The sequence below is a fragment of the Paenibacillus naphthalenovorans genome, from assembly GCF_001465255.1.
GTDB classification, from domain to species: domain Bacteria; phylum Bacillota; class Bacilli; order Paenibacillales; family NBRC-103111; genus Paenibacillus_G; species Paenibacillus_G naphthalenovorans.
On the sequence record NZ_CP013652.1, the window covers coordinates 731,778 to 755,860 of the forward strand.

General features: G+C 46.9%; 25 protein-coding genes and 1 pseudogene. 22 read left to right on the forward strand and 4 right to left on the reverse strand.

Features of this window, described 5'->3' with window-relative positions:
- Positions 1-126 precede the first annotated feature (126 nt).
- Positions 127-1,773 carry a PucR family transcriptional regulator gene (locus IJ22_RS03550; RefSeq protein ID WP_062407286.1) on the forward strand — a complete coding sequence of 549 codons (1,647 nt, stop codon included), beginning with the start codon at positions 127-129 and terminating at the stop codon, positions 1,771-1,773.
- A 24-nt stretch (positions 1,774-1,797) separates the two neighbouring features.
- On the opposite strand, the gene IJ22_RS03555 is transcribed toward IJ22_RS03550, so the two are convergent.
- Positions 1,798-2,424: an FMN-dependent NADH-azoreductase gene (locus IJ22_RS03555; protein ID WP_062407288.1), complete on the reverse strand. Its 627-nt coding sequence runs from the start codon at positions 2,422-2,424 to the stop codon at positions 1,798-1,800.
- Between the two features lie 61 nt (positions 2,425-2,485).
- Positions 2,486-2,908, reverse strand: coding sequence for a MarR family winged helix-turn-helix transcriptional regulator (locus IJ22_RS03560; protein WP_062407290.1), 423 nt, complete (start codon positions 2,906-2,908; stop codon positions 2,486-2,488).
- Between the two features lie 227 nt (positions 2,909-3,135).
- Here IJ22_RS03560 and IJ22_RS03565 point away from each other — a divergent pair, with 227 nt between their 5' ends.
- From IJ22_RS03565 to IJ22_RS03615, 11 genes are all read left to right on the forward strand, one after another.
- Positions 3,136-3,777: a GntR family transcriptional regulator gene (locus IJ22_RS03565; protein ID WP_062407292.1), complete on the forward strand. Its 642-nt coding sequence runs from the start codon at positions 3,136-3,138 to the stop codon at positions 3,775-3,777.
- Positions 3,778-3,935: 158 nt separating this feature from the next.
- On the forward strand, positions 3,936-4,832 hold the full coding sequence (locus tag IJ22_RS03570; RefSeq protein ID WP_062407294.1) for an NAD(P)-dependent oxidoreductase: 897 nt from the start codon (positions 3,936-3,938) through the stop codon (positions 4,830-4,832).
- A gap of 121 nt (positions 4,833-4,953) precedes the next feature.
- Positions 4,954-5,403: a tripartite tricarboxylate transporter TctB family protein gene (locus tag IJ22_RS03575; RefSeq protein WP_062407296.1), complete on the forward strand. Its 450-nt coding sequence runs from the start codon at positions 4,954-4,956 to the stop codon at positions 5,401-5,403.
- Between the two features lie 11 nt (positions 5,404-5,414).
- Positions 5,415-6,923 (forward strand): tripartite tricarboxylate transporter permease, encoded by a 1,509-nt coding sequence (locus IJ22_RS03580; protein ID WP_235594247.1) that lies wholly within the window; start codon positions 5,415-5,417, stop codon positions 6,921-6,923.
- A 71-nt stretch (positions 6,924-6,994) separates the two neighbouring features.
- On the forward strand, positions 6,995-8,014 hold the full coding sequence (locus IJ22_RS03585) for a tripartite tricarboxylate transporter substrate binding protein (protein ID WP_062407300.1): 1,020 nt from the start codon (positions 6,995-6,997) through the stop codon (positions 8,012-8,014).
- A 138-nt stretch (positions 8,015-8,152) separates the two neighbouring features.
- Positions 8,153-9,037: a DUF6282 family protein gene (locus IJ22_RS03590; protein WP_062407302.1), complete on the forward strand. Its 885-nt coding sequence runs from the start codon at positions 8,153-8,155 to the stop codon at positions 9,035-9,037.
- An 18-nt stretch (positions 9,038-9,055) separates the two neighbouring features.
- Positions 9,056-9,787 (forward strand): PIG-L deacetylase family protein, encoded by a 732-nt coding sequence (locus IJ22_RS03595; protein WP_171005846.1) that lies wholly within the window; start codon positions 9,056-9,058, stop codon positions 9,785-9,787.
- Positions 9,787-10,497 (forward strand): 4-carboxy-4-hydroxy-2-oxoadipate aldolase/oxaloacetate decarboxylase, encoded by a 711-nt coding sequence (locus IJ22_RS03600; RefSeq protein WP_062407304.1) that lies wholly within the window; start codon positions 9,787-9,789, stop codon positions 10,495-10,497. Before IJ22_RS03595 ends, IJ22_RS03600 begins: the two co-directional genes overlap by 1 nt.
- Before the next feature lie 216 nt (positions 10,498-10,713).
- Positions 10,714-11,355 (forward strand): GntR family transcriptional regulator, encoded by a 642-nt coding sequence (locus IJ22_RS03605; protein WP_062407306.1) that lies wholly within the window; start codon positions 10,714-10,716, stop codon positions 11,353-11,355.
- 178 nt (positions 11,356-11,533) lie between these two features.
- Positions 11,534-12,751: a formaldehyde dehydrogenase, glutathione-independent gene (gene fdhA / locus IJ22_RS03610; protein ID WP_062407308.1), complete on the forward strand. Its 1,218-nt coding sequence runs from the start codon at positions 11,534-11,536 to the stop codon at positions 12,749-12,751.
- A gap of 26 nt (positions 12,752-12,777) precedes the next feature.
- On the forward strand, positions 12,778-13,737 hold the full coding sequence (locus IJ22_RS03615; RefSeq protein WP_062407309.1) for a catechol 2,3-dioxygenase: 960 nt from the start codon (positions 12,778-12,780) through the stop codon (positions 13,735-13,737).
- A gap of 190 nt (positions 13,738-13,927) precedes the next feature.
- On the opposite strand, the gene IJ22_RS03620 is transcribed toward IJ22_RS03615, so the two are convergent.
- Entirely contained in the window at positions 13,928-15,265 is a 1,338-nt protein-coding gene (locus tag IJ22_RS03620; protein ID WP_062407311.1) for an LLM class flavin-dependent oxidoreductase, read from the reverse strand.
- Between the two features lie 426 nt (positions 15,266-15,691).
- On the opposite strand from IJ22_RS03620, the gene IJ22_RS25955 reads away from it, so the two are divergent.
- From IJ22_RS25955 to IJ22_RS03650, 7 genes are read left to right on the forward strand one after another with little or no spacing between them, the layout of a single operon-like run.
- Positions 15,692-16,294: a CocE/NonD family hydrolase gene (locus IJ22_RS25955; protein ID WP_235594326.1), complete on the forward strand. Its 603-nt coding sequence runs from the start codon at positions 15,692-15,694 to the stop codon at positions 16,292-16,294.
- Complete coding sequence (locus IJ22_RS03625) at positions 16,176-16,886, forward strand: HAD family hydrolase (RefSeq protein ID WP_062407313.1); 711 nt, start codon at positions 16,176-16,178, stop codon at positions 16,884-16,886. Before IJ22_RS25955 ends, IJ22_RS03625 begins: the two co-directional genes overlap by 119 nt.
- A 24-nt stretch (positions 16,887-16,910) precedes the next feature.
- Entirely contained in the window at positions 16,911-18,515 is a 1,605-nt protein-coding gene (locus IJ22_RS03630) for an ABC transporter substrate-binding protein (RefSeq protein ID WP_062407315.1), read from the forward strand.
- A 21-nt stretch (positions 18,516-18,536) separates the two neighbouring features.
- Positions 18,537-19,478, forward strand: a complete 942-nt coding sequence (locus tag IJ22_RS03635; RefSeq protein ID WP_062407316.1) for an ABC transporter permease — start codon at positions 18,537-18,539, stop codon at positions 19,476-19,478.
- Between the two features lie 13 nt (positions 19,479-19,491).
- Positions 19,492-20,301 carry an ABC transporter permease gene (locus tag IJ22_RS03640; protein WP_062407317.1) on the forward strand — a complete coding sequence of 270 codons (810 nt, stop codon included), beginning with the start codon at positions 19,492-19,494 and terminating at the stop codon, positions 20,299-20,301.
- A 6-nt stretch (positions 20,302-20,307) separates the two neighbouring features.
- Positions 20,308-21,336 carry an ABC transporter ATP-binding protein gene (locus IJ22_RS03645; RefSeq protein ID WP_054817973.1) on the forward strand — a complete coding sequence of 343 codons (1,029 nt, stop codon included), beginning with the start codon at positions 20,308-20,310 and terminating at the stop codon, positions 21,334-21,336.
- Positions 21,323-22,294, forward strand: a complete 972-nt coding sequence (locus IJ22_RS03650) for an ABC transporter ATP-binding protein (protein ID WP_062407319.1) — start codon at positions 21,323-21,325, stop codon at positions 22,292-22,294. Before IJ22_RS03645 ends, IJ22_RS03650 begins: the two co-directional genes overlap by 14 nt.
- A 75-nt stretch (positions 22,295-22,369) precedes the next feature.
- On the opposite strand, the gene IJ22_RS03655 is transcribed toward IJ22_RS03650, so the two are convergent.
- The gene (locus IJ22_RS03655; protein WP_062407321.1) at positions 22,370-22,906 is read right to left on the reverse strand and encodes a GNAT family N-acetyltransferase; all 537 of its coding nucleotides are present in this window, start codon (positions 22,904-22,906) and stop codon (positions 22,370-22,372) included.
- A 469-nt stretch (positions 22,907-23,375) separates the two neighbouring features.
- Here IJ22_RS03655 and IJ22_RS03660 point away from each other — a divergent pair, with 469 nt between their 5' ends.
- From IJ22_RS03660 to IJ22_RS25595, 3 genes and pseudogenes are all read left to right on the forward strand, one after another.
- Positions 23,376-23,585 carry a YezD family protein gene (locus tag IJ22_RS03660; protein ID WP_054817971.1) on the forward strand — a complete coding sequence of 70 codons (210 nt, stop codon included), beginning with the start codon at positions 23,376-23,378 and terminating at the stop codon, positions 23,583-23,585.
- Between the two features lie 60 nt (positions 23,586-23,645).
- The gene (locus IJ22_RS26230; protein WP_160327340.1) at positions 23,646-23,801 is read left to right on the forward strand and encodes a hypothetical protein; all 156 of its coding nucleotides are present in this window, start codon (positions 23,646-23,648) and stop codon (positions 23,799-23,801) included.
- A gap of 6 nt (positions 23,802-23,807) precedes the next feature.
- Positions 23,808-23,999: pseudogene (locus IJ22_RS25595) on the forward strand (LLM class flavin-dependent oxidoreductase); the annotation flags it as partial.
- Positions 24,000-24,083 lie beyond the last annotated feature (84 nt).

Here is a 24,083-nt window from a genome sequence, read left to right on the forward strand (position 1 = left end):
TCCCTCATTGACTTTAATGTAATATTAGCTTACATTAAAATTAACATCTTTTTAGCTGACAAAGTGTTTAATGATCTTGTAAATAATTAGACATATTGTCAATCAAGTCATTAAGGGAGGCACGTCATGGATTATGATGACAAATTAACCGTCGAAGCCATTCTCGAACGTCCTCTTTTCCGCCATGCTCGCATCATTGCCGGTCACGAGGGAATACGCCGTAACGTACGCTGGGTGCATATTGTGGAAACTACCCATCTGAGCCCATTCGTCAATGAAGACGATTTGATCTTGACAACCGGTGTCGCTCTTAAAAGTATAAAAATCCGGCATATTTATATGAATCAATTAATTGAACAAAAAGCAGCCGGACTTTGCATTGAATTGGGAGAACATCTGACGACCATTCCCGGTGACATGATCAAATTGGCCGATAAACACCATTTCCCGCTCATTGCTTTCGAACAACCGGTCCGTTTCGTCGACATTACCCAGGATCTGCATGCATGGCTTATTAATAAACACCATCATTTTTTGCAGGAATTGGAACAGTTGTCCCGGGAATTACAAAAATTGACGCTTCAATCTACCGAAATTAAACCGATTCTTCAATTGCTGCATGAACGGACCAAATATCCGGTACTTTTTTATTCTCTCGTCGGCAACTCCTATGCCATTCCTTCCAGCTATCACACGGAGCTCGAAACTTATCAGCGGCTTGTAGATGGACGAGCGGATGTCGTCTCTTCCTTATGCGAATTGCCTTTTGACGCTTCCCGGAAAATTATGATCCAGCCGGTCATTTGTTTTGGAAATACCCTTTCATATATAGCGCTGTTGCTGCCCGACCAGACCGTATCAGACCATTTGCCGTTTATTCTTGATTATGCGATACAGGCGACAGCTCACGTGCTCCTCCGAAAATTGTTTCTCGAAGAAAAAGCGATGGAAACCCAACAGCAATTCATGGAAGATTTATTAATAGGCAATGTTCATCAGGAAGATGCGATGCGCGCGCGCATTGGTTTGCAGCCGACAGATAAGCAAGATTATTATTTTATGGCGGGAATCATGCAGATTGTTCACGACCTGAAGCATGAAAATGAGGAAGTAATAGAATCGGTCAAGCAGGATTTGCTCGTATTATGCCGTACTTTATTGAGAAAGCAAGGATTTCACTGCTTGCTGCTGAATAAAAAAAATCAATTATATATCCTTTGTTTTAAGGAATCGTATTCTTTTTCAGCCTTTGATTTTAAAGGAAAGTTAACAAAAACCTTGCATGAGCTCCGGCAAAATCTATCCCATAATTTCCGTGGGAATCTCGATCTGTTCGTAGGGTTCAGCCAGCCGAAGACACGACTGATCGATATGCATTTCAGTTTTGCCGAGGCGGACAAAACATTGAACATCGGCATTCTGCTGCCGGGAGCCAGCCCTTTTTATGATGAACTGGGAGTCTATCAAATTTTGACCCATATTTCGGATACGCGGTTGTTAAAAAAATTTGTTCATGACCATATCGGACCTTTGCTCAAGTTTGAGGACGAAACCGATATTCCGCTTTTGGAAACACTTTCCGTCTATTTTAAAAACATGGGGAATAAACAGGAAACGGCGGAACAGTTGTTTATCCACAGACAAACGCTGTACCACCGTCTGGAAAAATGCAAAGAACTGCTCGGCCCCGATTTTTTAAAACCGCATAAACGAATTTGCCTCGAACTGGCGATCTACGCTTATCATCTTGTAGATCATCCGCTTCATAAGTGAAATCATCCGATTGACGCTGTCTAATTAGAAGCTGCTTGCGAAAGTAGTCGCTTTTACAAGTCCTTCGTGAATAATTTCTTCTGCCTTGTCAGGGAATTGGTTGTGCCCCTCTACAATGACGGTTGTGATGTCTTTTACTCCCCAAAAGTTTAAAATATTGGTTACATAGTTGACTGCCATCTCGGCAGATTGCGCAGGTCCGCTGGAATAGACGCCGCCCCTTGCATTTAACAAAACAACCTTCTTATTCTGAAGCAGCCCGACGGGGCCTTCTGGAGTATACCGGAAGGTCTTGCCTGCTTGACTCAGATAATCCAAGTACGTATGAAGTACGGAAGGAACAGTGAAGTTCCAGAGCGGGAAGGCGAATACGATCTTATCCATGGCAAGGAATTGGTCCAGATATTGATTTACCGTATGGGCAGCCGCTTGTTCCTCCGGAGTAAGTTCCAATCCTTTGGCTAATTTAAACATCCCATTAATTTTATCCGCATCATAATACGGTAAATTTTCCTTAAACAGATCCAATTCAATGATCTCATCCTGGGGATGGGATTCTTTGTAGCTTTCGAGGAATGCCTGGTACAGCTTAACACTGACAGCTTGCTCAACCGGGCGGGGATTTGCTTTGACAAAAAGTACCTTAGCCATAATAACCTCCATCGATGCTGTTATTTTGTTGTTATAGCAACTATTAGACGGAGAAAAGCTCCTACTCCATATTGGAACTCATTTTAGTAAGGATTCGTCTTAACTCGGTTAGCTCTTCCTCGGTAATTCCTTTACATACCAAACGATTAAATTCCTCGGCTATGGGAATGACTTGCTCGCCTAATTTTTTTCCTTCATCCGTCAGGAAAACCCTTAGTGAACGCCGGTCGTGTTCTCCGACCACTCTGTGAATAAAGCCTTTTTGCTCCAGATTATAGACCATACGGGCAATATTCGTTTTATCTTTTTTCAGCTTCTCGGCAATTTCATTTTGATTAAGGCCGTCTTTTTCCCAAAGAAGCATCATAATCAAATTCTGCTCCGGCGCGAGCTGAAAAGGAGCCAGCTTGGATTTAATATAATTGGTGAGGGTTAAATCGGTCTGATGAATAAAAATGCTGATATATTCTTGTAAAGGAAGCATCAAATCCAGCCCTCTCCTTAAAAAGTTGCTATAACAAATGTGATTATATTCATAAATAGCCCAGGTGTCAATTAGGATGAGGAATCGAACCGTTTTCCTTCAAAAAAGTGGAAGTGGCGCGCATTCATTTGCTCCTTGACATCCACTTACGAAATATTTATGATTAATTTTGCACATAATTGTATTACAAAATTGTTCAATAAAACTTTATCATAGGAGAAAAGATAATGAGTAATCAAACAGAGTATGCCTATAAATATATTCGTGAGCGAATATTGGACGGTACTTTCAAACCAACTCAAAAATTGATTGAAAGTCAGTTGTCGGAAATGATAAGCGTAAGCCGAAACACTGTGAAAAAAGCTTTGTTAAAGCTGGAGCGGGAAAATTTGGTTAGCATTGAAAACAATAAAGGAGCGACCATTAAATCGTTTACCTTGGAAGAAGTGAAAAATTATCTTGAAATAAGGGAAGCCTTGGAGGGGATCATTGCCAGATCGGCGGCACAGCATATAAAGGATACAGAAATTGATGAGCTGGAGCAGCTCTTATTAAGAATGGAACATTGTATGAAGCAAAATCAAATTGATGAATATTCCAAATTAAACAGGTTATTCCATAATATACTTTACAATGCATCCAGAAATATACAAGCGACGGAAATGGTGAGTATGATAAAAACGCAGTTAATGCGGTTCCACTTCAGAACACTGCTCATTCCCGGAAGAAACGAAAGTTCTCTCAATGAACATAAAATGATTTTTGCTTCTTTGAAAAACCATGATGCGGCAATGGCTGAGTTGGCCATTAAGCAGCACATCTCTAACGTCCGAAAAACAATAGAAAATAATTATCAATATTTGTTGTAACAGGCTCCAATTTTTCGACTTTTTTTGCTAAGTTATTGACACGAATTTGCAGATGCGTTATATTTTTTGTTGTAAACATAATTGTTGAACATTATTGTAGTCTATATGTTTCAACTTTCATGTATTTGATTGCTTACTGATAAAGGGAGGTTAGTACATTGAACCAACCGGGTATAGGCTTCATCGGATTCGGTGAAGCAGCATTTCATATGGCGAGCGGTTTAGTGTCCGAGGGAGTTTCATCTATCTTCGCATTCGACGTAATGGCAGCAGAGCCGGTGGCTGGGGCTATCATTAAAGAAAGGGCTGATTTGGCTAATGTGACTTTAACTTCGTCTTTGAAGCAATTAATTGAAAGCAGCCGCATTGTTTTTTGTGCAACCAGTGCCAAGTATGCGCTTATGATCGCTCAAGAAGCCGCTGCATTTTTGCGAAAAGAGCAAATTTATGTGGATATGAATTCGGCATCTCCAAAAGTAAAGCAAGAAATTTCTAAGCTTATGGATCAAGCAGGCGTATGGTTTGCAGATGCGGCAGTCATGGAAGCCGTTCCTCCTCACCGCCATAAAGTTCCGATTTCGGCCAGTGGTACAGGTGCACGTAAGTTTTCGGATGTCATGGGGAGATACGGAATGAACATTACCTATATCAACGAGGAGGCCGGAAGCGCTTCAGCAATGAAAATGATTCGAAGCATTTTTATGAAAGGGTTTACGGCCTTGCTTCTGGAAACATTGACTGCAGCTTATAAATCAGGAATTGACCGAGAAATATTGACTTCCATCCGGGGGACCCTATCTAGCCATTCCACTGAGGAATTAGCCAATTTACTTCTTACACGTACTGCTATTCATGCGGAGAGAAGAGTAGCGGAGATGGAAGAAGTCATCGGCACATTGAAGGATCTGGATTTGGATTACTCTGTATCCTTGGCGACCAAGGGAAAGCTGCAGCAGATCGTTGACCTGGATTTAAAATCCCATTTCGATATGAAGGTTCCCGGTCATTTTGTGCAGGTTCTTGAAGCATTAATGAATAAATCCGTACCACAATAAATCATAGGCGAGAGATTGAAAGCGCTAACCAGGTAAAAATTGAAAGTCTGATAAGCAGGGGTTTGGCACGAGTGAAAACGGATAAAAGTTCATGCGAGAATGAATAAAGGATGTGCTTCATTTGAAAAACTTAGGTGTTTACATGGCTGTTTTCTTTCTCCTCTATAGCGGAATCATGTTTTGGGAATCATTATCGATGGATTATTACAGCGAATACGGCCCGGGTCCCGGGATGCTGCCACGGTGGGTGAGCGGACTCACTTTCGTTTTTTCCATAATCTATCTGGTCATTTCGCTAAAAAAAGATATCATTCTTTTCTCCCGGATTTTGCCTAAAGGTGAAGGGCTTATCAATGTTTTGGTATGCGCGGGTTCTTTCATCCTATTTATCATTATCGCACCTTTATTGGGTTTTTTAATTGGCAGTACGATAACCTTATTTCTCTTGTTTATGCGGGGCTATAAATGGTATTGGAGTTTAGGGCTCTCCGCTTCGATATCTTTCATCGTATTTTGGGTTTTCGGAATCCTTTTACAGGTGCCGTTACCTGTAAATGACTTGGGATGGTAGGAGGGGAAATCGTGGAATCGTTAGGTTACTTACTGCTTGGATTCGAGACAGCGCTTACGTGGCAAAACCTGTTGTATTGTCTGTTGGGCGTTACATTCGGCATGTTCATCGGCGTTCTTCCCGGATTGGGTCCTACAGCAGGAACGGCGCTCCTTTTGCCTTTGACTTTTGCACTTGAGCCGGTATCTGCGATTATCATGCTGTCCGGCATTTACTATGGAAGCATGTACGGAGGAACCATCACATCCGTATTGATTAATACCCCAGGGGAGGCCTCCTCGTTAATTACATGTCTGGACGGCCACCCGTTAGCCAAGCAGGGTCGAGCGGGGGCAGCGCTTGGGATCGCGGGTATCGGTTCGTTCATCGGAGGCATTGTTTCCATTGTCGGGTTAGTTTTAATCGGCCCCTTTCTGGCGAAGCAGGCGCTTAATTTTGGTCCTCCTGAATTTTTTGCTTTGGTGATTTTAGGGCTCTCTTTGCTGCTTGGATTAATGGGAAAATCCTTATTGAAGGGGGTTATCGGAGCGCTTTTCGGTTTATCTATAGCGTTTATTGGCCAGGATCAAAGCTCCGGCATCATTCGATTTGCTTTCGGTCAAACGGAACTGATGAAAGGTATAGACTTTATAGCCATTGCGATGGGGATGTTCGGGCTTTCCGAACTATTTATCAATGCCGAAGAAAACTTGAAAGGGAAAGCTGCAGTACCTTCTAAGGTGAACGGTCTGCTTCCTAAAAAGGAGGAATGGGGACCTTCTATGAAAGCGATCGGCAGGGGAAGCATATTGGGCTTCCTGATCGGATTAATTCCGGGAACCAACTCGGTCATTCCTACGATTCTTAGCTATTCTATGGAAAAGAAGCTGTCTAAACATCCTTCCCGCTTTGGAAAAGGGGCTTTGGAAGGGGTGGCCGGGCCGGAAACGGCTAACAATTCCTACAGCGGTGGCGCATTAATTCCGCTGTTCACACTGGGGATTCCGAGCTCTCCTACCGTCGCGGTATTGTTAGGCGCTTTTATTATGCATGGTCTTACTCCGGGACCGACGCTGTTCCAGAAAAACCCGGACCTGGTATGGGGAATTATAGCGAGTATGTTTATCGGAAACGCCATTCTGTTAGTCATGAACCTGCCGATGGCCAATGTGTGGGCGAAAATTACGATGATTCCCTTTAAACTTCTCTTGCCGATCATTATCATGATCACAATTGTTGGAACGTACAGCCTGAATAACAGCATGTTTGATGTAGGGGCAATGCTGGTCTTTGGAATTCTAGGCTATTTATTTAAAAAGGCTGAAATTCCACTGGCTCCCATTATTTTAACTTATGTGTTAGGCGTTCTTTTAGAGAAAACGTTATTGCAGTCTTTAACTATTTTTCAGGGGGATGTTCTCGGGTTCTTCACGAGACCGCTTTCCGGGACGATCTTATCGATCGCCATTCTCACCATGCTCATCAGCATCGTTGCCTCGATAAAAAATAAACGGCCCGTTACAGAAGATGTGGAAATGTAAGATTTGGCGTCCATGTGAGAATAGACGTTCGGATAAAATTTATATAAAAAAATGATAAAGGGTGGCTTGCTATGAAAAAAACGTTTGTTGCTTTTGCCATTATTGTATTAACCCTTGGAGCGCTTATTGGATGTACCCCGCGGTCCTCTAATGATTCTACGGATGCAGCCGGTAAGGGGGCGGCCGGAACTCAGCAAATCGATTGGCCCAATAAGCCGATTAAGCTCATTGTACCCTTTGCCGCAAGCGGGGGAACTGACCTGGGTGCGCGTCTTTTAGCCTCTTATTTAGAGAAGGATTTGGGAGTTCCGGTCGTGGTTGAAAATAAGGTGGGGGCTGCAGGTTGGGTAGCTTACGCCGATTTAGTGAATGCCAAACCTGATGGCTACACCCTTGGTGTCATCGTTAATCCGGCGTTAATTACTGGATATATCAACCCTTCCGCCAATAGAAAAGAGAACTTGGACAGCTTTGAACATATTATTAATCACGGGGTTGATGAAGGACTCATTGCTGTACGTCCTGACGATAAACGTTTTGCAACTATTAATGATCTTATTGAGTATGCAAAAAATAACGAGATATCCGTAACCAGCAATGGTATAGGTTCAAGCAATCATTTGATTGCATTGTCAATGAACAAAGAACTGGGAACGAAATTTAGATTCGTTCAATTTGGCGGTACGGGGGAAGCTATAGCAAGTGTACTCGGCGGTCATGTCGATGTACTGATTGGGGAAATCGGGGGAGCGATTGACCAGGTTCATAGCGGTCAGTTAAAGGCTCTAAGTGTTTTTGGGCCGGAACGCAATCCTAAGCTTCCGGATGTGCCTACGATGAAAGAAAAAGTGGGTTTCGAGAATTCGATCACCTATGCATCCAGAGGTATAGCAGGGCCTAAAGGCATTGATCCGCAAATCATTGCAAAGCTCCAGAGTGCTATTGAGAAAGCAGAAACCAATCCGGAATTTATTAATAAAGCGAGCGAATTGGGCATGAAGGTTGATCTGACGAAAGGAGATGCTTATATACAGCTGTTAAAGAAGCAGGAAGCAGCCATAATGGAGCTTAAGACGATGCTTGGTTGGTGATGTCATGTTTCAATGATGCAATTGACATAAATCAAACAGCGGATTATAATCATTATTGCGCAATATTGTTTAACAATATTGAAAACTTTAATGAAACTCAATTAATTGACCTTACTCTTAAGAAAGCGAGGAAATCATGTGTATCCAGAATTGCTTGAAGGGGCCTATGACCTGCATGTTCACACGGGACCGGATGTCATGTCCAGAAAGCTTGACGATCTTGAAATGGCGGAACGCATCCGAAAAGTTGGGATGAAAGGATATGGAATAAAATCACACTATTTTTGTACGGCAGAACGGGCGAAATTAGTCCATAAAGTTTATCCCGACGTAAACTTGATTGGAGCGATCAGCTTAAATAATTCAGTGGGTGGACTCAACCCTCTGGCTGTAGAAATGGCAGCCCGCGATGGAGCGAAAATTGTTTGGATGCCTACATTTGACGCTACGAACGAGCAAGAGTTTTTTAGAAAAGGATCCCATACCAAATTACCTTTTTGGGCCAAATTGCAGATGGAATTAATTGAACAAGGAAAAACCCAATCCAGTATATCCATATTGGAGGAATCCAAACTTAAAAAAGAAGTTTACGATATTTTGGATATCATCTCGCATTATAACCTTATCCTCGCTACCGGGCATTTAGGGAAGGCGGAGACATTCGCTTTAGTGAAAGCAGCCGTTGATTTAAAAGTCAAGAAAATCGTAGTTACGCATCCGAATTTTCCTTCTATCGATTTTACAAAGGAGGAACAAAAAGAGCTGGCTCAACAAGGGGCATTTATGGAACACTGTTTTACCACGCCTCATTCCAATAAGACAACCTGGGAAGCGGTATACGAGCAGATTCGTTTCGTAGGTCCTCAAAACTGTATTTTATCAACGGACTTAGGTCAACCAAACGGTCCGTACCCCGATGAAGGGTTGGCGATGTTTGCTGCCAATTTATTAAATAATGGTTTTACTAAAGAAGAACTGAAAAACATGATGGTGGAAAATACTTCATTTTTAGTAGAAGAATAAATTAAGGGAGATGAAAGCATGATTGATCAGAACACGAATTTATTGGTTGTCAGTGCCCATGCAGCGGATTTTGTGTGGAGAGGCGGAGGTACGATTGCCAAATACATCAAGCACGGGGCTAACGTCTCGTTAGTCATATTAAGCTACGGCGTTAGAGGGGAATCGAATGACCTTTGGAATATCGAAGGGCAAACCGTCGAAAACGTCAAAAAAATCCGGCGCCAGGAAATCGAACAAGCCGCGGAGCATCTTGGCATCCGTCAAATGGAAATTTGGGATTATGAAGATTACCATATGAAAATAACTGACGAACGGATGGAGCGGATGGTTTGTAAAATCCGTGAAACGGCTCCGCATCATATTTTGACACATGGCTTTAAAGACGCATTTAATCCGGATCATGAGACCGTTGGGAAGTTCGTATTTGATGCAAGTGTTCTTTCGACCTCGAACGGTGTGCGAATCGACGGGTATCCGACGGCCAAGCAGGCGCGCCTATTCGGCTTTGAGCCCCATCAATCCGAAATCAGCGACTTCAAGCCCGACGTGATCATAGATATTACCGAAACCTACGAGCAGAAGGAAGCTGCGATGAACTGCTTTAAAGCCCAGAAGCATTTAATTGAATATTACGGGGCAAAGGCCAAGCTTCGGGGCAATCACGCCCGCAGGGTTTCCGGCAACAATCAATACCAATATGCCGAAGCCTTCAGCCGCTGCTTCCCTTATGTTGGAGGCGAGTTCAACTGATGGAAAGGTACATTGTAAGAAACATTGACCGGCCTGATCAAACGATCATCGAACAATTTTCCAAGCTTGATGTCTCTACCGTATATGAGGCCCAGGGAAAAATCGGCCTTGTAAGTCATGAATTGCAGACGGTCAAACCGGGAAATAAGATTTGCGGTCCAGCGGTCACCGTCACCTGTTATGCGGGAGATAATTTAATGATTCATGCCGCCATCGAAATTTGCAAGCCGGGTGATGTTCTGGTCATTACGACAATCGGGGAAAGCCGCACGGGTATGATAGGGGAGCTCATCGTCAATGCACTTTTGAAACGCGGAGTTCAAGGTGTCGTTACCGAAGCGGGAATCCGCGATGTAGCCAAAATCAGAGAATGCGGATTTCCGGTTTGGTCCAAAGCCATTCACTCGCAAGGCTCGACGAAATCACGCGGTGGCTGGGTGAATGCACCGGCGGTGTGCGGCGGAGCCTCTGTTAACCCCGGAGATTTGGTGATGGCTGATGATGACGGAATTGTTTTTGTGAAAAAAGAAGACCTCAAGCTTGCACTGGAGAGCTCTAACCAAAGAATGGCCAAGGAGGAAAATACCAAGACCAGAATCGAAAGAGGAGAGCTAAGCCTTGATTTTTATAATTTGAGAGGGATTTTGGAAAAAGAAAATGTAGTGTATTACGAGAGCGAGGAAGCAAGAACGGCAAGGAAATCGTGTTGACAATGTTGACGATGAAGAATCTCAGTACGTTCTTATGAGCAATCCTGGGTAATGCGGGTAGTTACAAGGAAATGACGGGCGGGTTTGCGTGCGGCGCAAAACCCGTTTTTTCTTATTTGTATTGACATTTTCATAAAAAAAATATATTGTATGATAGTATTGTTCAACTTTTTTGTATATCTAAATTAAGCACATGGTAAGAAATGGGGTAAGGATATGGGCGGTCAAACGGACATTGCTTTTCAATATATTAAGGAAAAAATTTTGACCGGTGTTTACAAACCATCGCAAAAATTAACGGAAAACCAGCTTGCAGAGGCCATAGGTGTCAGCAGAAATACCATTAAAAAGGCGCTTATGATGCTGGAACGGGAAAACTTGGTTGAAGTGGAAAACAACAAAGGAGCCACCATCAAATCTTTTACGCTTGAGGAAGTCATCAATTATATGGAAATACGCGAGGTTCTTGAGGGATTAGTGGCCAAAAGTGCTGCTAAGAACATCAGTGAAGCCGACATCAAACGGCTTGAAAACATTCTCGAGACCATGAATTCACATATTAAAGAGAACAGATTTGACGAATATTCCTTATTGAATCGTGAATTTCACAATGTCATATACAATGCATCGAAGAATGTTCAAGCTATTTCATTAATCAACACCATTAAAACGCAATTAAATCGCATTCACTTCAAAACCATATTAGTCCCGGGGAGAAATCAGCAGTCTTTTATAGAGCATGAGAGAATACTTCAGGCCCTCAAATCGCATAATGAAAAGGAAGCAGAAGAAGCGATTAAGAACCATGTGGCTAATGTGCGTCAAACCATTGCACAGAACTATCAATATTTGCTTTAGGCATATTTTAAAACGTCCAGTGGCAGGGCGTTTTTTTTGTGCGCAGCGCAGGATAAATTTAACATTTGCATTGACATACGAATATGAAAAAACTATACTTGAACTGCAATCAATATTGTTGATCAATATAGAATTCATTTTTGAATTATTTTAATGAAACGATGAAGGAGGAGAAAGCATGGCAGGGAACAGGGCGGTTGTGTATAAGGGATCAGGGAACGTAGCGGTTGAAGATATTCAATATCCCGAATTAATTCTCAGGGATGGCCCGGGAGTGAACCCCAAAAATGTCGGACGCAAGTGTGATCATGGCGTTATCCTTAAGGTTGTAACAACGAATATTTGCGGCAGCGATCAGCATATGGTACGCGGCCGTACAACAGCCCCCGCCGGTCTGGTGTTGGGACATGAAATCACGGGTGAAGTGATTGAGGTTGGCCGGGATGTAGAGTTTATCCAAAAAGGTGACTTGGTGTCGGTTCCTTTTAATATTGCATGCGGCCGCTGCCGCGCTTGTAAAGAACAGCATACACACGTCTGCTTGAATGTAAATCCGGATCGTCCTGGTTCTGCGTACGGTTACGTGGATATGGGAGGCTGGGTAGGAGGTCAATCAGAGTACGTCATGGTCCCTTATGCAGACTTCCAGCTGTTAAAGTTTCCCGATAAAGACCAGGCCATGGAGAAAATTCGCGATTTGACGATGCTTTCAGATATTTTTCCAACGGGCTATCATGGAGCGGTATCCGCAGGAGTAAGACCCGGCTCCACCGTTTACGTGGCAGGCGCGGGCCCTGTAGGGTTAGCTGCTGCACATTCGGCACAGTTGCTGGGGGCCGCGGTAGTTATAGTTGGAGACTTGAACCCGGAGCGATTGGAGCAAGCCAGAAGCTTTGGATGTGAGACGGTCGACCTAAGCAAGCATGACAATTTGGGGGAACAAATCGAACAGATTCTTGGTGTGCCGGAAGTCGATTGTGCGGTTGATTGTGTAGGATTCGAAGCTCATGGACACGGACCTCAACATTCGGAGGCACCGGCAACGGTCTTAAACTCGATCATGCAGGTCACGCGGGCAGGAGGCAAATTGGGGATTCCGGGCTTGTATGTGACGGGAGATCCCGGTGCTCTAGATGAAGACGCCAAGATAGGAACCCTGAAGATCAGATTCGGATTGGGTTGGGCGAAAGCGCATACATTTGTGACAGGGCAAACTCCCGTTATGAAATATCATTATGAATTGATGATGTCGATCCTTCGCGGCAGGGCGCAAATCGCAAAGGCAGTGAATGCGACGGTCATATCGCTGGATGAAGCCCCTCAAGCCTATGCGGCTTTCGATAAGGGAGCCGCCAGGAAATATGTCATTGATCCTCATGGCATTCTGAAGAAATAAAAATGATATTTCAGAGGTGAATGAGGATGGATTCGTATCATGAGCCAATCAGAGATATTGCGCATCTGGGTCATGTGGAGCTTTTGACACCCAAACCGGATGAAAGCCTCCGGTTTTTTAAGGATATTCTCGGTATGGAAGAAGCGGGGCGTGCCGGACAGTCGGTGTATCTCCGCGGATGGGGACAATACGAAAGGTATTGTATGAAATTAACGGAATCGAAACAGCCGGGCATTGGTCATACGGCATTGCGGACTTATTCTCCGCAAGCTTTGGAACGCCGATATGCCGCGATTGAAAAAAGCGGATATGGCATAGGCTGGACGGATGGCGATATCGGTCATGGCAAGTCTTACCGGTTTATGGATCCGGACGGTCATCAGATGGAAATTTATTTTGAAGCCGAAAAGTACCAAGCCCCTGAGCATTTACGCCCGGCGTTGAAAAATCAGCCGCAAAAATACACGGGCAAGGGTGTAGGTGTGCGGCAGTTGGACCATATCAATTATTTAGCTCAGAAAGTGGAACCCAACAGTCAATTTATGCAGGATGCATTGGGGCTGAGGGTGAGTGAACAAATTGTTTTGGATAATGGAACTCATGCGGGCTCCTGGTTGTATGCCGGACAAAAATCCTATGAGTTGGTCTATACGCTGGATGCGACTAACCGTCGGGGAAGACTCCATCATATTACGTTTTGTGTAGATTCATGGGATGATCTCATGCGCGCAGCCAATATTTATGTGGAGAACGATATTGTGATTGAAGGCGGTCCGGCAAAGCATGCGATCCAGCAAACCTTATTCTTATATTGCTTTGAACCGGGCGGCAATCGGATAGAACTAGCCACCGGCGGATATTTTATTTTTGCGCCGGATTGGGAAACGGTGACATGGACGCAGGCGGAAAGGGCCAAAGGTCAAGCGTGGAGGACGCCTACCATCCCAAGCTTCCATACCTATGGAACACCCGTTGTTGAAGAGTAGTTTGGCCATTTTGCTTTTGTCCGGTTACCCGCACCTCGAAGAGGCAGAGATATTCGGCGAGAAAGCACTCCCTCTTTTTAAACGAAAACTGGCGGAGAGGAACGCCCGGCTCAGAAAGGCGGCGACAGTTCATCCATAATATGGCGGAAGCGCCTCCCGATCTTAAACGGAGGCGCTTCTTTTCATGCAGCTATACGGTTTGGCGGCAGAAGCGGTTGGGCGGAACGGGTAAACCGAAATGCTCCCTCAATGTGGTTCCTTCATAATCTTTTTTAAATAAGCCCCGTTGTTGAAGAATCGGGACCACCCGATCGATGAACTCTTCCAGGCCGTCCGGTAAGGCCGGAGACATGAGCATAAAACCGTCTGCGGCGCCTTCAAGAAACCATTTTTCCAACGTATCGGCAATCTTCTCCGGGGTTCCAATGAGGTGATCGCCGCTGAATGAACCGATGATTAACGAATAAACTTCCCTTAAGGTCGGGTTTTCCCGGATGATCACCGGTTGATGCTTGCGATAATCGGGATGGATGGCGTTTAGGGTATGTAAGCCGGCTTCTTTAGAGGCGGTTTCCGGCGTAAAGCGGCTTAGATCGAGTTCCCTAAAATAATCGGCGAGAAATCCCATAATGGTATCATCGGGAAGCAGCCTCTCCAGCCTCTTTAGCTTTAGGCGCGCCTCCTCTTCCGTTGCTCCGATGACAGGAGAGATCCCCTGGAGAATGTAGACATCGTCCGGATTTCTGCCGAATGACACGATTCGTTCTTTAAAAGCTTGATAATATTGCCTTGCGTCTTCGAAGTTAAATTTGATGGCAAAAATGATTTCCCCGATTTGAGCCGCGAATTGTTGTCCGGGCTCAGAATTCCCCGCCTGAACGAGTACGGGATGCCCTTGGGGAGAGCGTGCGATATTCAGCGGACCCTCCACCTCGAAAAATTCCCCTTTGTGCCGGATGCGATGAAGCTTGTTCGGATCAAAGACAACGCCGGTTTCTTTATTGAAAATAAAGGCGTCGTCCTCCCATGAATCCCATAAACCCCGAACGACGTTTACGAATTCCGCCGCCTTTTGATAGCGAAGGGCGAGCTCCGGATGGGTCGAGGCGCCGAAATTTCGGGCCGTGCTGCCGGATAAGTCTCGCGTCGTGACGATGTTCCAGCCGACTCGCCCTTTGCTGATATGATCGGCCGACATAAATAAACGCGCGAGATTGAACGGTTCGATATAAGAAGTAGAGGCCGTTGCGACAAGTCCGATACGGGATGTGGCCCCCGCCAATGCGGCAATGAGCGTAATCGGCTCGAAGCGGTTCAGAATATTGGGGTGGGACTGATCATTAATCGCCAAACTGTCCGCGAGAAAGGCGATGTCGAATTTACCGCGTTCGGCGGTCTGAACCAGCCTGCGGTAATAGTCGATGTCGATGCTTGCTCCCGGATGGGCTTGTTCAAGCCTCCATGAGCCAGCGTGCATTCCGGTTCCGACCAAGTAGGCCGATAATTTCATTTGTCTCTTACGGGCCATGGACACCACTCCTATGTCTGATGGGGGGAATAAAAATAAAAAAAGACACCTTCTGCGGCAAAAGAAAGTGTCTCCAGTCGGTCTGGTCGATCCATCGGCTAACAAATACCTTCATAAATAGCAGAAATTAGAAGCTTATAGTTGAATCCTAATCAGAAAATGAGTTCTTGTCAACTCATCCTTATAAAAAAACATCTATTGACCATTTTCATATACGTATGCTACTATTACTCCCATATATAACCAACTAAACTTGTATGAATACTTTCATTACCAGTCAACTGGAGATGTCGATATCTGATGCTCATCATCAGATAGGGCGTCTTTTTTTATAGCTGTTTCTGATCCACATGCAGCAGGAGGGGAGGAGCGGAAAGGATGTCCGATACGGCGAGGCTGATACTTGAGAAAAATGTGCCCGTGCCGATGCGGGACGGCATAAGGTTATACGCGGATATATACCGGCCCGATGACGGAAGGCGGCATCCGGTATTACTGCTTAGAACGCCGTATAATAAAGAGGATGCCCAGACGATGAATTATGCGCATCCGAGCTGGTATGCCCGCCACGGATACGTGGTGATCGTCCAGGATACAAGGGGCAGATGGGTATCCGAAGGGGACTTCCAACCTTATGCGGATGACGGACAGGACGGATATGACACGATCGAATGGGCGGCGTCTCTTCCGTACACGGTTCCAAAGGTGGGCATGTACGGATTTTCCTACGCCGGAGCCGTGCAGTGGCTCGCTGCGGCGAATCGCCCGCCTCACTTGACCTGCACAGGCTGGATATTACAAGTTCATTGTTTCCGACATATGATCGAAATCCAAATCGCGACGGCCGCCGACCTTCCAGGATTTGGCTGCCTATCTTGCGCGAATAAAAGTAAAGGCGGTGTAAAAAAGAATGCCCGTTTCCTTTGTTTGGTTCGATCTAGGCTATACGCTTGTGTACCAGGAAAGAGAAACCGTATACCGCCAGTTTTTGCTGGAGCAAGGCATCGATATCGGTTTGGAAAGCATTGAGCATGCCTATCATTTGACCGACAAGTTGTTCATGCGCGAATATCCGGGAGCCTTGGGTCAGGAGATGCATACTTTCTACCCATGGTACATCGGTGTGCTGAACTATACGCTGCAATTAAGTTTTCCTTTAAGCGATCAGTGCGAACGTCTCCGCCAAATCGAGAAGTGTCGCGGCTTATTCTGGAGGGCGTATCCCTTCGTTCCGAGCGTGCTGCAGCTGCTGAAGGAACGGTCTCTCGGGCTCGGTCTGATCAGCAATTGGGACCTGACCGCAAGGAAAGTGCTGGAGGAAAACGAATTGTCGGAATATTTCGATCACATTATCGTTTCATCCGAGGTTGGCGTGGCGAAGCCTGATGTAGAAATCTTCAAAAAAGCTTTACAAGTGTCAGGAGTTGGGCCCGAGCAAAGCTTGTACGTGGGTGACAACTACTACGACGATGTCATCGGCAGCTCGAAGGTGGGCATGGAATCCTGCCTGATTAACCGGTTCGGTAACGTTGGGATCGAGGAGATCGATTCGGTTCGTACGATTTCTTCCGTTGCGGATCTGCCCAGGCTGCTGGTCGCGGCAACGATGCATATTTCTTGAATTTTCAATGGGAGGCGGAAAAAAATGAAGAAATCCGTAATGAAATTCAGATTCACAAACTTACTTGCCATTGCAATGGTGACGTTATTTGTTTCGGCTTGCAGCGCCGGTACACAGACGTCTTCACCCCCTTCCGCCGATTCCGGGGCTAAAACAAGTCCTTCAGAGCCGGCAGGAACAGAGCAAAGCACAGAGCAAAGCGGGAAAAAGAAGGCGGGGGGGAATGTCGTCGTCATTATTCCACAGGATTTGGACTATTTGGACCCTCATCTTGCTGTGGCGGCGGGGACGGCGGAAGTGCTGTTTAATGTATTTGAAGGCTTGCTGAAACCTAATGAGAAGGGAGAACTGTATCCCGCCATCGCCGAATCGTATCAGGTATCGCAGGATGGATTGACTTATAGCTTCAAGCTTCGAAACGGGGTGAAGTTTCATAATGGCAATCCGGTTACGTCCGAAGATGTGAAGTTTTCGTATGAACGGCTGGCCGGAACGGCTACGGGGAAACCTTTGTCGTCGGCGTTTTCCAGCGTTCAATCGATCGAAGCTCCCGATGCGTCCACCATTGTTATTAAGTTGAAGGAAAACAACTCGTCGTTTCTGACCTCTCTGACGTCCGCAGTCATTCCAAACGGCTATGAGGACAGCAATAAAAAACCGATTGGAACCGGTCCGTTCAAGTTCAAGGAATATTTGCCCGGGCAGCGGTTATCCGTCGAGAAATTCGAGGATTATTACGTGCCGGATGTTCCCTCGCTTGACAGCGTTGAGTTCCGTATAATCACCGATGCCGAAGCCGCATTGATCGCCTTAAAATCGGGTGAGGCCGACATTTATCCAAGGATCGGCACGGAACGGCTGGAAGAGGTTGCGGATCGTTTTCATTCCGTCAGCGCCCCGCAAAATCTCGTGCAGCTCATGACATTTAATTTGGCCAAGAAGCCGTTTAGCGACATTAAAGTAAGACAAGCGATAAATTATGCGATCGATAAAGATGAGATTATCGCCGGCGTCGCCCTCGGTAAAGGAACGAAGCTGGGCTCCAACCTCAGTCCTGTTCTGGCCAAATATTATCAGCAAGGTCTTGAGCAAGCCTACGAAACCAACCTGGAGAAGGCAAAAAGCCTGCTGGCCGAGGCTGGCTACAAAGACGGATTTGAAACGACGCTTTCGGTTCCATCCAACTATCAATTCCACGTCGACACCGCACAAGTCATTGCCCAGCAGTTGGGGAAAATCGGCATTAAGGTGACGATCAAGCCGGTAGAGTGGGCGGTGTGGCTTGATCGTATCTATAAAGGAAGGGATTACGAGCTGACGATCATCGGTCTTGACGGGAAGCTTGATCCGTATCAAATCCTTAATAAATACTTGTCCGACGCGTCCAACAATTTCTTTAATTATAAAAATGCGGAGTTCGATGCTGCGCTAAAAGCGTCCGTCACGGAAATCGACGATGCGAAGCGGGTTGAGCTGTACAAGAAAGCCCAAACGATCCTCACGGAGGATGCGGCTGCCGTATACATTATGGATCCGAATTTGAATGTGGCTTTAAACAAAAAGCTTGCCGGGTATAAGCAGTATCCTTTATACGTGCAAGACTTGTCGGTCGTTTATTATACCGAGTAACGGGCGAAGGGGATAGATCGGATGGAATATCTCATACGCCGATTGCTGACTCTCCTGCTTACCGTGTTTTTTGTTGTCGTGATGACCTTTGCTGTCTTTCGCATCATTCCCGGCAACCCGGCTCTGGCTATATTGGGGGCGGAAGCGACCGATGAGCAAATCGAAATGCTGGAGGCCAAACTGGGCACGAACCGTCCGCTGCACGAGCAATTTGCGGATTGGCTCGGCGGTGTCTTTGTCCTGAATTTCGGAGAATCGCTGCGGTTCTCCGAACCGGTGCTGGATCTGATCGCGAGCAGGTTCCCCGTGACGCTCTCGTTGGCGCTTATGGCGTTAACGATTACCGTAGTTACGGCGGTTCCGCTGGGAATCATTGCTGCACGGTCGCGCGGGAAGGCGATGGACATGATCATATCGGTCGGGACGCAGTTCGGCCTGGCCGTACCTTCGTTCTGGATGGGGATCATGCTTATCCTGCTGTTCGGCCTCATCTTAAAATGGTTCTCGGTCAGTACCTATGTGCCTTGGTCCGAAAACCCGGGATTAGCCTTCAAGTCCATGATTCTGCCCTCGGTCGCATTGGCGATTCCGCAAATCGCGGTCGTCGTCCGGTATTTACGGACGACGATGCTTGAGCAGTTGAGCCTGGACTATGTTCGTACCGCAAGAAGCAAGGGTCTGTCGGAAACCGTCATTCAGTATAAGCATGTGCTGAAAAATGCGTTGCTTCCCGTTATTACCGTCGTGGGCATTAATTTCGGAGAAGTGCTGGCGGGAAGCCTGGTGATTGAGCAGGTTTTCACGCTTCCGGGATTCGGCAGCCTGCTCATTACGTCGATTGGAAACCGTGATTATCCGTTGGTCCAGGGGCTGGTCATGCTGATTGCTTTCATCGTCATCATCGTCAATTTTGTAGTCGACCTTTCGTACCGCTGGCTGGATCCCAAAATTCGTATCATGTAGAGGGCCATTTGCCATGAACACGAAATATAATTACAGTCTTATCCTCGGCCTCTCCTTCGTATCTTTTTTATTCCTGATGATGCTGATCAGCTTGGTATATACGCCTCATGAAGCCAATGCAATGAACATCGCCGCCAGGCTGCAGGCCCCGAATGTCACCTATTGGCTCGGTACGGATCATTTTGGAAGAGACATCCTGAGCCGGGTGATGATCGGAGCGCAGACGGCATTTACGGTCGGCGCCGTTTCTGTGGCCATCGGGCTCGCATGCGGGCTGGTGATAGGCACCCTCTCCGGATATATCGGCAAATGGGTCGATGAGCTCTTCATGCGGGCAACGGACGCGCTGCTGGCCTTTCCTGGAATTTTGCTTGCGCTGCTGCTCGTCACGATTTTTGAACCGAGCATGTTTCAAACGATGGTCGCGATAGGCATCCTGTCGATTCCGTCGTTTTCCCGGGTGATTCGAAGCGGGGTGCTGCAGCATAAGGAAGCGGAGTACGTGAAGGCGGCCAAAGGCATCGGGGCGGGGCATGCCAATATTATTTTCAAACAAATTTTGCCGAATATCGCCCCTACGATCGTTACGACGGCGGCATTAAACTTTTCAGCGGCCATACTGATCGAAGCTGCTCTCAGCTATTTGGGGCTTGGCGTTCAACCGCCCGATCCCAGCTGGGGCAGGATGCTCAACGAGTCCCAAAGCTATTTGGGCAAAGCTCCATGGTATACGTTGGCGCCCGGCATTTTCATTACATTGTCGGTATTGGGCTTTAATTTGCTGAGCGACGGGATCCGGGACATACGGGATAAAAGGGGGTAGAAGGCGTTGAACGACGGGGTCAAGACGGGAAAACAACAACCATTGCTTGAAATACGCAATTTGCGGGTGGAGCTAAACCAAGCCCGCGGCAAAGGGAGGTTATCCGTACTCGACGGCGTCTCTCTTTCCGTGTCAAAAGGGGAAATTGTAGGGATCGTTGGTGAATCGGGCTGCGGGAAAAGCGTATTGTCGCTTTCCGTGCTGGGTCTTCTGCCGAATGCCATGCAAATGACCGAAGGCGAAATCTGGTATAAAGGAAAGCACCCGCTTCATCAATTACGAGATAAGGAGCTTCGGGGATTCCGGGGAAAAGAGCTATCCATGGTGTTCCAGGATCCCATGAGCTCCTTAAATGACGGCTTAACCGTGGGGACGCAAGTCATAGAGACGTTCCGGCTTCATTTGGGCTGTTCGCGCAAGGAAGCGGTCGAACGTACGGTCCGACTGTTTCGTAAAGTGGGTCTTTCACGGCCGGAAGCGCTGTTATCCGAATATCCGCATCAGCTCTCCGGAGGCATGCGCCAACGGATCATGATTGCGATGGCTGTTTCCTGCAATCCCGGGCTGCTGATCGCGGATGAGCCGACGACAGCTTTGGACGTCACGATCCAAGCTCAAATCCTGGACCTCATGAAGAAAATCCGGGAAGAGGATGGAACGTCCATCATTCTCATTTCGCATGATTTGGGCGTCGTTGCCGATATGTGCGACCGTATTGCCGTCATGTATGCGGGAAATATCGTGGAAGAAGGGACGGTCGACGATATTTTCGAGCGGCCAAGGCATCCTTATACGATAGGGCTTCTTCATTCGATTCCGACACCCGCCAAGAAACAAAAGGCGCTTTACTCGATACCGGGAACCGTTCCCGCTTTGCAGGATCGGGGGACAGGCTGCCGCTTCGCTCCCAGGTGCGCGTATGCGACGGAACGCTGTACGGCGGAAGCGCCTGCTTTCTTGAGTATCGATGAAGCCCACAGGGCAAGGTGCATTTTGGCTGCCGGGGAAGGAGTGAAGGCCGATGCCGTCAGCTGATCGACTGATCGAGTTAAGGCATATTCAAAAGCATTATTTGCGGAAATCATGGCCGTGGAAAGCTCAAACTCTTCGCGCGGTAGACGGTGTATCTCTCTCCATCGGGAAGGGAAAAACGTTAGGGCTTGTGGGCGAAAGCGGCTGCGGGAAGTCGACCGTCGGCCAAATCGCGGCCAGATTATTGGAGCCAAGCGGCGGAAAACTCATCTATGACGGCACAGAGCTTGACGGCAGTCATTCCATGCACCCGCGGAAGATTCGCCAACGCATTCAGTACGTTTTTCAAGATCCTTATTCGTCGTTAAATCCCAGATTTACTATAGGCCGGTTATTAGAGGAACCCCTGGCGATCCATCGGCTGGGGGACAAAAAGGAGCGGAGACGCCGGGTTGACGAGATGCTTGAAACCATTGGATTAGACTCCTCCTTTGGGAGCCGTTATCCGCATGAATTAAGCGGCGGACAGCGCCAGCGAATCGGCATTGCAAGAGCGCTGATGCTCCGGCCGGAATTTGTCGTGCTCGATGAACCGGTATCGGCCCTGGATGTTTCGGTTCAGGCGCAGATCCTGAATTTGCTGCGATCCCTGCAGCGGGAGCTGTCGCTGACCTATTTGTTTATTTCACACGATCTGAATGTTGTTCATTATATGAGCGACCGGGTGGCCGTCATGTATTTGGGGAAAGTGGTGGAGATCACGGAGGTGGAGGAATTGTATGATCATCCTCTCCACCCCTATACGGAAGCTTTGGTATCTTCCATTCCAACGGATGCCCGGCATGCGAAACGGGAAAAAATAATATTAAAGGGCGACTTGCCCAATCCGTTGGAAGTTTCGTCGGGTTGTCCGTTTCAGTCACGTTGCCGGTATGCGTTCTCGCGCTGCGAGGCAGAAGCTCCGGTGCTAGCTCAGTGGAAGGAAGGGCATGCGGTAAGCTGCCACTTGTATATGAAGTAAATATGGCATAAGCCGATAAACGCAAAGAGCCCGGAGCATTCCGGGCGTTTATGATTTGACGGGTGCAAAATACATTCAGGCTTCAAGCGGATAATCGGCTCTTTTAATTTCAATCCTGTAGCCTTTGACCAAGGTGCTTCCGTTATGCGTATCGGTCTCATAGGCGCGTTGGAAGCCCAACCGTTCGTACAGTTTTATGGCAGCAGCCATCATGTCCGATGTGTGTAAATGCAGAGAGTCGGCTCCAAGCGATCTGGCGCGTTCAATGATTTCCTTGACCAGCAGTGCGGCAATGCCTTTTCCTCTGACGCGTGGCGACACGGCTAACAGGCGCATAACGGGTGAAGGAATGACGATATCGGGGTTACCGTAAGCAGAATCCGCCGAGTCATAGAGCAGGGCGCTGCCGATAATTTGTCCGTCGATCTCGGCTACAATTCGTACGAGAGCGCCATCCTGATAGACGGAATCGTATATATTTTGCCGGTAGGCTTCCCATTTATCAGGAATAACGTCTGCGTATTGCCGGTAGGCCTCGAGTAAAACCGCCCACAGCTGTTCTTTCTCCGAATCCTTCGCATCGCGTATGACAACCTTGGGTTGAAGTGTCATATACCTGCCTATCCTTTCTGTTTGGAATGTGTTCATTTCACGCCAAATGATGTCTGGTTGATGTCTGGTAACAAATTCATTATAAACGCAAAATATTACTATTCATATCGGGTTTATTAGAGAAATATTCTATTTTGATATAAAAGTTTTCAATATCACATGATTCCAGGAAGGACACACCTTCACCCGGAGACATTTGCCTGTCTGAACGGACAAACTAAAAATCTTCCTGATATAAAAGCAGAAGCGGGGAATGAACGTTAGATCCCCTATTTGTGCTGAAAGAACTAGATTGGAATCGTGAAGTATACCGCATTCATGCCAATTTGGGAAAAACTGAGATTTCCATTGACATACCTATTCATCCATCATATACTTCATACAAAACCCAGTATGTGCATCGGAAATATCGTAGAAATGACCTGATACATTCGAAGCATTCAACGATGGGTTACAGGAGGGATCAAGTATGGCAAAGCAATTCAATGTCAACGAACTGTGGAACGAGCGTATCGCTCAAAGCTTAAATGGTTTGGAATACGGATCCGTTCAAATTGTTGTTCATGACGGTCGTATTGTGCAGATTGAAAGAACGGAGCGCAAGCGTTTTGAAGCCGATTCAGACCGCAGCAGCGCGGTCATCCGGCACAGCAAGCCCATACAGGGCGTCGGCAGATAGATGCATTTCATATAAACTAAAGTGCAATTACATATCGACCGGATGACCGGAGACGAAGCCTTGTGTGCTATCGTCTTCTTTTTTTATGCTAAAGCATTCCTGTCTGCGGAGCAGCCGGCGACGTTTGCCGGCATTCGGCTGCGCCTTCTCGCTCCTGCTGCTTGCAGGCGCAGCGTCGGGAACCGTTCACTCTATTGTCTGCATTGGCTGCTGTAACCGAACGCATCGGACGGTTTAAATGTGATGCCCCCATATTTTCCCGGTGCATTGGAAGATTTCGTGGATAAGGTTGTGCCCGAGCTGCAGCGCAGAGGGTTATTCCGTACGGAATACGAGGGAACGACCTTACGGGAGCATTTCGGTTTGGCCAGGCCGTCAGGGCGAGGACAATACGCCAAAGCGGTTAACCGGTAGGAGGCTTATGAAGAGCGGCAGTCATCGTCGGCCGCAGCGGCGGCCGGGAAGCCGGATGAGGTTACATTGAAGCCGTGAGGAGGC